This is a genomic window from Streptomyces sp. NPDC050287, assembly GCF_044459385.1.
Taxonomy (GTDB): domain Bacteria; phylum Actinomycetota; class Actinomycetes; order Streptomycetales; family Streptomycetaceae; genus Streptomyces.
In genome coordinates this window covers 1-10,170 of the sequence record NZ_JBITIY010000037.1, presented here as the reverse complement: position 1 = coordinate 10,170, position 10,170 = coordinate 1, and the positions used below count along the sequence as shown (strand labels likewise).

Annotated in this window: 8 protein-coding genes and 2 pseudogenes; 2 read left to right on the top strand and 8 right to left on the bottom strand. The window is 67.8% G+C overall.

Annotation, left to right across the window (positions count from 1 at the left end; all coding sequences use genetic code 11):
• Positions 1-134: 134 nt before the first annotated feature.
• Both ACIBK3_RS46600 and ACIBK3_RS46595 read right to left on the bottom strand, forming a co-directional pair.
• Positions 135-331, bottom strand: a pseudogene (locus tag ACIBK3_RS46600) (ISKra4 family transposase); the annotation flags it as partial.
• 338 nt (positions 332-669) lie between these two features.
• Positions 670-1,482 (bottom strand): acyl carrier protein, encoded by an 813-nt coding sequence (locus ACIBK3_RS46595; protein WP_399374732.1) that lies wholly within the window; start codon positions 1,480-1,482, stop codon positions 670-672.
• Positions 1,483-2,341: 859 nt separating this feature from the next.
• On the opposite strand from ACIBK3_RS46595, the gene ACIBK3_RS46590 reads away from it, so the two are divergent.
• Both ACIBK3_RS46590 and ACIBK3_RS46585 read left to right on the top strand, forming a co-directional pair.
• Positions 2,342-2,893 carry a hypothetical protein gene (locus ACIBK3_RS46590; protein WP_399374731.1) on the top strand — a complete coding sequence of 184 codons (552 nt, stop codon included), beginning with the start codon at positions 2,342-2,344 and terminating at the stop codon, positions 2,891-2,893.
• Between the two features lie 230 nt (positions 2,894-3,123).
• Complete coding sequence (locus ACIBK3_RS46585; RefSeq protein ID WP_399374729.1) at positions 3,124-3,558, top strand: hypothetical protein; 435 nt, start codon at positions 3,124-3,126, stop codon at positions 3,556-3,558.
• Between the two features lie 926 nt (positions 3,559-4,484).
• Here the strand turns inward: ACIBK3_RS46585 and ACIBK3_RS46580 are convergent.
• The 6 genes and pseudogenes from ACIBK3_RS46580 to ACIBK3_RS46555 all read right to left on the bottom strand — a co-directional run bounded on the left by ACIBK3_RS46580 (position 4,485) and on the right by ACIBK3_RS46555 (position 9,400).
• The gene (locus ACIBK3_RS46580; RefSeq protein WP_399374728.1) at positions 4,485-5,156 is read right to left on the bottom strand and encodes a TetR/AcrR family transcriptional regulator; all 672 of its coding nucleotides are present in this window, start codon (positions 5,154-5,156) and stop codon (positions 4,485-4,487) included.
• Positions 5,153-5,347: a ferredoxin gene (locus ACIBK3_RS46575; protein WP_399374733.1), complete on the bottom strand. Its 195-nt coding sequence runs from the start codon at positions 5,345-5,347 to the stop codon at positions 5,153-5,155. Before ACIBK3_RS46575 ends, ACIBK3_RS46580 begins: the two co-directional genes overlap by 4 nt.
• A 43-nt stretch (positions 5,348-5,390) precedes the next feature.
• Positions 5,391-6,605 carry a cytochrome P450 gene (locus tag ACIBK3_RS46570; RefSeq protein WP_399374726.1) on the bottom strand — a complete coding sequence of 405 codons (1,215 nt, stop codon included), beginning with the start codon at positions 6,603-6,605 and terminating at the stop codon, positions 5,391-5,393.
• A gap of 306 nt (positions 6,606-6,911) precedes the next feature.
• Positions 6,912-7,160 (bottom strand): hypothetical protein, encoded by a 249-nt coding sequence (locus ACIBK3_RS46565; RefSeq protein ID WP_399374724.1) that lies wholly within the window; start codon positions 7,158-7,160, stop codon positions 6,912-6,914.
• A gap of 5 nt (positions 7,161-7,165) precedes the next feature.
• Positions 7,166-7,384: pseudogene (locus ACIBK3_RS46560) on the bottom strand (hypothetical protein); the annotation flags it as partial.
• A 150-nt stretch (positions 7,385-7,534) separates the two neighbouring features.
• Positions 7,535-9,400 (bottom strand): pentapeptide repeat-containing protein, encoded by a 1,866-nt coding sequence (locus ACIBK3_RS46555; RefSeq protein ID WP_399374723.1) that lies wholly within the window; start codon positions 9,398-9,400, stop codon positions 7,535-7,537.
• Positions 9,401-10,170: the final 770 nt, after the last annotated feature.

The window sequence follows — 10,170 nt, the reverse complement described above, 5'->3', positions numbered from 1 at the left end:
AGGCCCTGCTGTCATGCGCCGGCTCTCGCGCGATCACCCGATCAGGAACCCTGTTCGACCAGGCCAGCCCCGTGATCGATAAGCGGATGGCGTCTAAGGGATGGGTGTAGCTCCAGCTCTGGGAAGTCCGCGAGTCAGGTCGTGAGTTGGTAGCTGTGCTGGTCGGGGGCGGGGTAGAGACGTTCGTGCTCCTGGCCGAGTTGGAAAGTCCAGTACGCGTCGAAGTCGTCGTTGTCGTCAGGGCACGGAGTTTGAGGACGGCCTCGGCGCCGGCCAGGCCCCAGGGGGCGCCGGTTATGTTGCGGCGGTCGCCGATCGGGTGGCGGCAGGCGCAGCTCTCGGCTTGGCTGCGTCCGCAGCCCGCGGGCATCATCGGACCGGCCGAGCAGCTCAACTGACGACTGCCGAAGGGGCCGTGCACCCAAACGATCACCGGGTTGTCTGTGCCCGGGAGCTGCGCCGGACCGCTGATTACGTACGCACTCTGTGCCCAGGCGGCCACCGCCGAACTCGCCTCCGTCCTGACCGCGCAGCCCCGGAGCCTCGCAGGCCGCACACCAGCGCATGGGTCACCTTCGCTCACGCGAGGGTGACCCGTGGCTGGACCCGTGGGCTCCCTTCTCCCGGGGCTACGGCCCTCTTGGGCCCGAAGTCCCGCCGTGTGCAAGGCTAGGTGCGGGGGAGCGAGGTGTTGGTGATCGGGAGCGGCTGGTCCGCGCCCGCCACGTAGAGGTCCGTGGGAGCGGTGCGCAGCTTGAACGTGTTGTCGTCGCGCGAGACACGCACGGACAGCACGAAGAAGCCGTCGTCCTCGACGGTCGTCTTCACGTGGTACTCCTGCTCCCAGTAGGTCTGCAGGAAGATTTCGGTGCCCTGGGGCTCGACCCCCTTGGGGAGGGTGACCTTGCCCTGGACTGTAAGGATGTCGCCCGCCTTCACCTTCTTTTTGTTGACCTTGTAAGTGACGGAGCTGGACTTGGCGTTGGCGGCCACGGTGGTGTCCGCGAAGTAGCCGTCCTGCGGGGTGTTGAGGTCGCCGTCCTCGTCGTAGAGGGCCGTGATCTGCACCTCGTGCTGGACGTTGAGCAGGCTGCTGCCGGTCACGTGATCGATGGCGACGCGGGGAATGGTGAACTTCCCGTTGGCGTCGGTGACCGGCTTGCCCAGGTCGCGCGGCTCATAGTAGGTGGGGTCGATCGGGTCGCCCCACGGATTCCAGGTGGTGAAGCGGACGACTTCCTGAATGGTGACGGGGATGTTGGGCGCCGGGGTGCCGTCAGCCTTGGTGACCGTGCCGGTGACGTTGACGCGGCGGTTGTCGTAGTCGGTGCTGGTCGGGTTGGTGCTCACGGTCAGCACGTAGGCGTCGCCGGGGGAGGCGTCCGAGGGCGTCGCTGAGGCGGCGGGCGTGGACAGTGCGCCTGCGGTGAGCAGGAGCGCGGCAGTGGCGGCAAGCCGCGTCGGCAGGGACTTCCTGGGCACGGGTCAACTCCAACTTCGGTCGGGACTAGAGGAGTCGCGCCGGGCGGCACCGGTTCCGCCGCGGCACAGGTGTGCGACACACCAGGTGCGACCGGCGAGGCGGGGCGGGAGTTGTACCTGTGCAGCCGCTGTTACACGGCTGTGGCAGGAGGCGGTTTTGTCCGGATTGCGGGTTCACCTGAACGTTGGCTGCAGGCCGCCCCACATTGCCCTCAGCGGGTGAATGTTGGGGATGTGTGTGGGGGAGGGGCCGGGAGCGTGACACTTCCGCGAACGCGTGGCAGCGCTGATCGGGCTGTGTTCGGTACTTCCCGTCTCTACCGTGGCGGTGGAGGAGGCGACTTCGATGCGCTCATGATTCGAGGAGTTGGAGGCCAGGGAGGCGCCGCGTCGACCTTGGCTCCTGCTGCCGACCTTACGGCACCCCCTGCGCGCACGAACACGCCTGTATCCGCTGCCCGATGCTCAGCATCAACCCGAAGATGCTGCCACGACTCGATGAACTGGAGGAGGACCTGATCAACCGCCGAAAACGGGCGGTCGAGGAAGGGTGACAGGGCGAGATCGAAGGACTCGACCTAACCCTGACCTTCCTACGGAGCAAGCGCCAGCAGACCCATCACATACAGCGAAGCGGACACGTTGAGCTGGGTTTTCCGCACCGGCAGCCTCCACTCACTTGAAGGTGCTGTCAGAAAGGCGGATCGTCGGCGTCGTCGTTGCCCGAGCGGATTGTAGGAGTCCGGTTGGATTTTCGCAGGACGCCGCTCACACTGGCCGAGTGACCCGCATTCCTTGGCCACGACGGTCTGGCGCCGCTCCTCCTGCGGCCCCATCGACGAACCCCGGACTTCCTTCGGTGGCCGTGCTGATGGGGGTGGTAGAGCGGGAGTACGACCGCCGCTTGGCCAACCTGCGGGCCCTCGATGGGAAGGCAGGTGTCCTGCTGGCGTTCGACGGTGCCGTGGTCGCATTGAATCGAGGACTGCCCTTCGCCTGGCAGGTTCCGAGTATTGCCTTCAGCGCTGCCAGCGCAGTGTTCGCGGCGATGGTGCTGTGGCCGCGGGAGATCCGGACCCTCAATCCCAGCCGCCTCGTGGAATACGTCGCCGTCGAAGCCGAGACGACCATGCTGGCCTTGCAGGACCACACCGCTTTGGCGGTGGAACAGATCGAGGCTGCCGCACGGCCCAAGAGAAAGTGGATCAAGTCTTCGCTCCTGTGCCTGGCGCTGGCCGCGGCAGCGTTCAGTGTCGGAGTAATCAACCCGCATCTCCCGAAGGGAGCCCGCACCTCCCATGGACACCACACAGCCGCCAGTCCCCGACCCGGACCAGGAGCCGGATCCGGAAGCGACGGCGGAGCCGTCTGGAGCTCCGGCTCTCCCCTCCCGCCCTCCATTGCAGGTTGATCCGCGGATGCTGACCTCCATCGGTGAGACCCGCTTCGATATCCCGCCCCCTGAGGCCGATTGATCCGCAAAGTGGTATGGGGTGCAGTAGTTCTCGCCGAAGAACCAACGGAACAGCCCCTGGCGTCTTTTAGTCCATCAGTACGTCGGCTGCCCCCGGAGCGCACTGACGCGGTGTCGGAGTCGGCGACAGCGTGGTTGCCATGCCGGTTGGCCAAGGAGGGGGAGCGATGCTGGAGCGGGAGTTGACGGCACTGGCCGCGGCATGCGGGGCCGCATTGGTAGATGCCGTGGGTGCTAACACTTGGACCGGGTTGCGGCAGGCGCTGGCTAGCTGGTTCGCCCGGGGCGACGCCCGGCGCGAGCGGGTGGAACTGGAACGTTTGGACCAGATCGCGGGCGAACTGCAGACCGCGGAGGCCACCGAGGTGGAACAGATCCGAATCCACCTGAAGAGAGAGTGGCAGGTCCGCATCGAAATCCTGCTGGAACACCTGGACGACACCGAGCGCACCCGCGCCGTCTCCCGATTGCGCAGCCTGCTCATCCAACACGCCCCCAGCACAGTCGCTCTGCCTTCCCGCCCTCCATTGCAGGTTGATCCGCGGCTGCTGACCCTCATCGGTGACATCCGCTGCCATATCCCGCCCCCTGAGGCCGGTTGATCCGCTGAGTGCTCTGCGGCCGCTTCGAGAATGTCGGTCACAAGGTCTCCTTGGTGCGTAAGGGGATCGGGCCGGCTGCCGGGTCCTCCGCACCGCCCCAGCCCGCGGCGGGGTTGGGGCGGCACGGGGAGCCGTCAGAACGCGGGGGTCACCTCGGTGATCCGAGGACGTGCCGGTCTCAGGCCGCAGGCTCGGTGACGGCCGTGGAGCCCGGGTCGGAGGCAGTCGGCTGCGCGTCCACGCCCGCCTCCAGTCGGCGGCGCTGCCGGACGCGAGGCGGACCCTGCGCTGGTACAGGCGCTCGTTGATGAGGTCGACGGCCTCGTCGTACGAGACGTCGACGATGTCCTGAGCGGCCGCCCGGCGCTCCGCTGGTGCCGCAGACCAGCGCTGCGCACCCCCTTGCCTCTCATGGCCCCTTTTCGGCTAACCCCGGCGATGGCCCGTCTTCGCCGTCCACGCTGCCCCTGTCAGCCCTGACGACGCGCCCGTCTAGGTGAGGCGGCGGTGAAGACCGGCATGCCGAGGTCGACCGCCTGTGGCCGGCCATCGGTCGGGGCCCTCATGAGGCTGTTGAGCTTGGCCATCGCGGCGTCGAAGAGGGGGTGGGAGGGCGCAGGGCGGACGACGTTGTTGGGTGCCGTGGAAGGTTCTGTTGCTGCGTCCTGCTGTTGGGTGAGAACACCCACACCGTCCGACACGCACACCGCTACGCCGACGCTGACATCGGGGGATCGATACCGACAGAGAGGCTGTGTGCATGCAGCGGGTGGCGGCCGAGTTCGCCTTCGCCACCATGTCGCTGTACCGCTACGTGCCGGGCAGGACCGAACTGATCCACCTCATGATCGATACGGCGTTCGGCCCACCGCCGGACCTCAGCGGCATCTCCGGCGGTCGGCGCCCCGGGTGGCCGAGTGGGCTCGTTATGAGGGGCCCAGCAGGGCGGTGGTGAGCCCGCACAATGCCGTGATCAGGTCCTGGCCCAGGAGGCGCCAGGAATCAGCCGCCGCGGCGGGGGCGATACGGCCATGCGCCAGATCGTACTCCAGCTCGGCGAAGGCGTGCACCGAGAGTTGGCGCACCATGGTGCCGTGCCGCGCGAGGAGGTCGGGGCTGGTGGAGTCCCGGCGGATGGCACCGATCTCGTCCAGGAGGCGGAGCGAAGGGCTTTTCTGATGCTCCTCCAGGGCGTAGTCGCGGAGTGCGGGCTCGACCAGGGCCTGGGCGGAGAAGCGGGCACTCCATGTTGGTGTGCCTGCTTCGATGTGGTGCTGGATGTGCGGCAGGATGACGCAGCGGTAGTGCTGTTCAAGGCTTACGGTGTCCTGCTCGCGGACTGCCTCCACCATGGCGATCCGGTGTGTCTCGACGAGACCGGTGTGGCTCGACAGAATCGCCTTGATGAGCCCGTCGCGGGTTTTGAAGTGGTACTGAACCGCTGAGTTGTTGCGCTGGCCGGCTGCCTCGCTGATCTGCCTGACCGAGACGCCAGCGAAGCCACGCTCGGCGTAGAGCCGTTCGGCGGTGCGCATCAGTTTGTCGCGCGCGAGCGCCGAGCGGGGAGAAGGCGGGGCAGCCGGGCCGGAAAGTGTCATTCCGTCAGGTGAATGGCCCCGGTCGGGCAGACTGCAGCTGCCTCACGGACGGCTTCGACATGCTCCGGCGGCGGAGCACTGTCCAGCACGACCACAACACCGTCCTCCTCTCGTTGGTCGAAGACCCCCTCTGCCCTGACCACGCACATTCCACTGCCGCAGCAGGCTTCCTGGTCAGCCGTGACCTTCATCGTATCGTTGCCCTCCCGGTCGTCCACCGTGCTGCACCGCCGGTCACCAGGTGACCCACATGTCCTCGAAGCCGCCCGCCGCGACCCCGTCACGGACGCGGAGGCCGTCAGGGGTGTCCCGCAAACGAAGACCAGGGAGGCGTTCGGCAAAAGTGGCCAGGCACACCTGCAGTTCCACCCGGGCGAGCGTCTGACCGACGCAGAAGTGCGGTCCGGCGCCGAAGGCGAGGTGCTGGGCATTGTTCCCACGGCGCGGATCGAACCGGTCGGGGTCAGGGAACTTGCGCTCGTCCCGGTTGGCGGCGTGCAGGTTGACGAACAGCGTGCTTCCGGGGCGCACCGGCACCCCGCCGACCGCCGTGTCCTCGGTGATGAACCGGGGTATGCCCACTCCGCCGAGCGTGTCCATCCGCAGGACCTCTTCCACCGTGCCCGGGATCAGCCCCGGATCGGCACACACGGCTTCGTAGCGCTCCCGCTGCGCCATCAGCAGGGCCGTCATCTTCAGGATCATGTTCGAGGTTGTCTCATGCCCCGCCAGCAGCAGGCCGACCACGGTGTTGATGAGTTCGTCATGGCTGAGCCGGCCGTCCCTGGCGTCGGAGATCTGGGTCAGCTCACTGAGCAGGTCGTCTCCCGGGTGGGTCCGCTTGCGCTCGACGAGATCCGAGGCGTAGGCGTGGAACTCCCGGTGCGCGTCGTCCACTTCCGACTGCGTGTAGCGCGTCAGCGTCAGCAGGACCTCCGACCAGCGGGCGAACCTGTCCTGGTCCTCGCTCGGCGCGCCTAGTAGCGCGCAGATCACCCGCACCGGAAGGGGAAGTGCCACGGCCGCACGAAGATCAGCGGGTGAGCCTTCGGCCACCATCGCATCGACCAGGTCGTCGGCCATCTGCTGAACGCGCGGGCGCCACCCCTCCATCTTCTTGATCGTGAACGCGGGGCTGATCAGTCGTCGCCACCGTCGGTGCCCCGGACCCTCCTGGTTGTCCACGTCGCCCACCGCGGGCCGGCTGAACAGCCCGCCGTCCTCGGTGGTCGACATGCGTGCGGCGCCCTGCCGGGCGAGATTGCGGCTGAACCGCGGGTCGGTCAGCAGCCCACGGACCTCTTCGTAGCCGGTCAGCAGGCCGACGACGTCCCCGCTGGGCATCCGTACCTGTGCCACGGGGCACTTCGCCCGCGTCTCGGTCCACTCCTGCGGGGGCTCCAGTGGGTTCGGCTGGTCGAAGGGGTAGTCAGGGATTGCTTCAGTCATGGGGGGACTCCTCCGGTGTCGGGGATGACCTGCGAGCACCGTAAGGCAATCGCCTTAAAACGAGGGCCGCCTGAGGAAGGATGGCCGGCAATCGCCCTGGGCAGCCGGAACTCGAAGCAACAGGAGCGTCTCGCCTACCAGGCCCGGCTGCGCTCCCCCTTTGGCCGCGCCTGACTTCGAAAGGCGCCAGGGGAGTCGCTGATGGCGCTGCGGCCGAGCAGTGCGCGGAACTGGTCGACGGCGGCCGGTCCTTGAGGCTGAGGGCGCCTGACGCGTGGCCGCAACGGCGAAAGAAGGAGGGGCGCTTCATCGGGCGGGCTCCCGTTCCGCGGTGGGTTTGGCAGGGGGTTGGAGGTAGGTCAGGCCTCGGAAGGGCCGGACGACGGTGCTGCCGTCGACGCGTCGCACCGCGACGTTGCGGGGCCCGGCGGCCGGTCGGCGCCCGGGCCAGGCGAAGTACAGCCAGTCGCCGGCGACATCGGGCGCGCGACGGGCGCAGTACGCGATGAGCACCGTGACGGGCTGGCCGCGCTCGAGGGACACGCGGCCGGTCATGCCGCTCACCGGCGGGGCCCTGTCTCGGTTGCCGGGTGGGTGTAGCGGATGGGCTTGCCGAGGCTGCGGGCGTAGTCGATCTCGCGCCGGGTGCTAGCGCCGATGTAACCGCCCGGGTTGACCACCAGGACTTCGTCGGCGAGGTCGATCTTCCGCAGAAGCAAGTCGTCCAGGACCTGCTTGAGGCGGTCGGCCTGGACGGGGTCGTCCCACAGCATCCAGGGGAGGGAAAGACTCTGCGCAGCTCAGGAGCATGGTGAGTGGTGCAGGCAAGTAAGGCACATAGCCGGCAACGATTCGACGGAACCGTTGCCGGAACTCCTGTTTGGCTGGGATGGTCCTCGGGCCGTATACCTGTGCTGCCGGGGGCGCGGTCAGCGTTTGATGCGTCCGCGGATGGCGAGGACGCCGAGGGCGAGGAGGGTGGGTTCGAGGAGGCGGGAGGTCATCTCGATGTATGCGCCGACGGTGGTGAGGTTCTGGCCGCTGGAGCGGAAGACGACCGAGTTGATGGCGACGCGGGTGGCTTTCTCCGCGCGGGCCCAGGTCATGCGCTTGGACCAGCCCCCGTGCAAGGCAGGGTCGGGGGTGCTGGTGTTGAGGCTAATCCTGCTGCCGTTCAGGGTTCCGGCGGTGGTGGGGTCGGGGTCGTGGGTGGGAAGACCGACGCCCATGAGGAGCAGCACGGTCAACGTCATGGCGGCGAGCAGCCAGGTGAAGGCGCGGGAGGCGCGCAGGCCGTAGCCAGACAGCAGCCAGTAGCCCCATAGCAGGCGGCGTTCGCCCGTCGTGGTGCCGGTCGTGTCGTGGCGGCGCATCTCGCATTCGCCGTAGTAGAAGTCGGCGGCGCCGGGTTCGTTCTTGCCGTCCTCGAACGCTTTGCGCAGCTGCCGGTACAGCGTGGCGACGTCTTCCGGGTCAGGGGTGCGGGCGGGGTCGGTGTGGTGCGGTCCGGGACGCCACAGACGGGGATCCGGTGCCGCGCCTGCGGGAGGAACAGGCTGGCCGGCGGTCTGGGCGCGCCAGTGGTGTTCCTCGGCAAGGACACGTCGGCGGGTCCAGCGCACTGGGCGGATGCCGCGGTGGTGCCAGCCGGTGGGGGCGTCGGCGAAGGTAATACGGCCTTCCAGACGGATCTGGTCGAGGTGGAAAGCTCCGGAGAACAGGCAGTCGGTCAGGTCGGTGCCGGTCAGTACTAGGTGCGCGGCATCCACTCCCTGCACTGAGACGATCGATACCCGGTCCGGGATGCTGGGGCCTCCCAGCAGGGACTCGCTCACAGCGCTGCCGTCGTGGGTAAAGGGGGTGGGGTGGAAGATCACTGCAGCGGGGGCGGTCAGGACCGCATGGCCAAGGTCGACTGCCGCGTACCGCACGCGCAAAGTCGCCGTCGACTCCCACCGCGTCCGCTGACACACCATCCTCTGCGCCGTTATCTCCACCGTTACCGGTAGCGCAAAGACCGCCCCCGACAACACCACCTCCTCCGCACATACCAACGGCCCCAACACCGACACACCCGTAAACTGTGCCTCGCGGAACCGGGCGTGGCCGGCGATCTGCGCCTCGCGGAACCGGGCGGGGCCTGAAAACTGCGCCCAGTTGAAGTACGCGGAGTCCGCGAACCGCGCCCCGTCAAACTGGGCGGTGCGGGAGAACTGCGCGATCTCGAAGTCGGCGATGTAGTCGAAGTGTGCATCGACGAATTCGGCGGACCCGGAAAACCGTGCCTCGCGGAACCTGGCGAGGCTGGCGAACTGCGTCCAGCCGAACTCGGCGGGGCCGGCGAACTGCGCCTCGCGGAACTCGGCGGTGTCGGCGAACCACGTTCCTTCGAAGCAGGCGCTGCTGGCGAACTGTGTCTCGCGGAAGTCGGCGGGGCCGGCGAACTGCGCCTCGCGGAACTCGGCGGTGTCAGCGAACTGCGTCCCGCGGAACCGGGCGTGGCCGACGAACTGCGCCCCATCGAACCACGCAGAGCCGATGCGGGGCTTGCCGGTGGAGGGATCGGTGAGGGCGTTGAGAAAGGTCTCCAGCAGTGGCTGAGTGAAGGGAGTGCCGCGGTGGTCGATGTCGGCGCCGGGGGTCAGGCCGGTCAGGTAGGCGGTGCGGTCGGCGTCGGTGAGGTGGGCCAGGCACGCGGTGTGCCCGGGGACGTGGATACCGCGGCAGCCGACCCGATCGGCTCGGGTCGCGCCTTGTCCGCAGTGCGGCCAGAAGGGCGGTAAGGGTGTGGTCATGATGCAACGGCTCCGCGGGTGCGTGTCGAGCAGACACGAACAAGGACTCCTGTCGACCGGTTTCGGTTCAGGCAAGGACCGTGATGGGGAGCGTGGCCGTCTAAGCCTGCCACTGCCGGGTGCGGCAGCTCGGCAGCCGGCCACCGGTCAAACAGCAACGAGAAGGCCGTATCCGAACGTACAGCCCGTGCCTGAACAGCCCATAGCTATCTGTCAGGCACGGGCGTCAAGAGCTACTTACCTCACATGCCTGTCGCCTTCTCGGCACCCGAGATAACGGGTGCGGCTGCTTCATGTTGCGGCCAGGCGCCAGGACGATACGGCCGGCCACGGTCTCGTACAGGTGGGCTTCGGCGAGCTGCTCCCAGTACCTGGTCGACCCGCACAGCACCACGATCGGCGGGCGGAAGGCAGAGCTGGAGACGGTCTGAGGGTGTACGAGGGTCCCTTCGTGTCCAGGGGCGGCCGAGTCGAGGCCGGCCGCCTCGACGGTCGGTCAGACGGGTGTCGTGGCGGTCTGTCCGGCCCGGTCCACCATCGCGGGGCCGGGCCGTGGTGTTCGTGGGTCAGCACGCGGGTGGGCTTGGCAGACATGCTTGACGCAGTCGGCGGGCTGGACATTCGGCGCAGTGTGGGGAGCTGGCGTTCCCAGAGCCCACCTGCACAAGCAGGACTGCTAGTGCTGTGACCGGCAACGTTCACCGGTTTGCCATAGGTGAGCGGAGAGCCAGGCAGAGCGGAACCGATGTCTGGATTACTGCGCTGAGGAA

What these genes read in the sequence shown, in the direction of transcription:
- ACIBK3_RS46585 (WP_399374729.1), top strand. Translation starts at nt 3,124, where the DNA reads ATGCTGGAGCGGGAGTTGACGGCACTGGCCGCGGCATGCGGGGCCGCA.
- ACIBK3_RS46575 (WP_399374733.1), bottom strand. Translation starts at nt 5,347, where the DNA reads ATGAAGGTCACGGCTGACCAGGAAGCCTGCTGCGGCAGTGGAATGTGC.
- ACIBK3_RS46565 (WP_399374724.1), bottom strand. Translation starts at nt 7,160, where the DNA reads ATGACCGGCCGCGTGTCCCTCGAGCGCGGCCAGCCCGTCACGGTGCTC.
- ACIBK3_RS46555 (WP_399374723.1), bottom strand. Translation starts at nt 9,400, where the DNA reads ATGACCACACCCTTACCGCCCTTCTGGCCGCACTGCGGACAAGGCGCG.
- ACIBK3_RS46580 (WP_399374728.1), bottom strand. Translation starts at nt 5,156, where the DNA reads ATGACACTTTCCGGCCCGGCTGCCCCGCCTTCTCCCCGCTCGGCGCTC.
- ACIBK3_RS46570 (WP_399374726.1), bottom strand. Translation starts at nt 6,605, where the DNA reads ATGACTGAAGCAATCCCTGACTACCCCTTCGACCAGCCGAACCCACTG.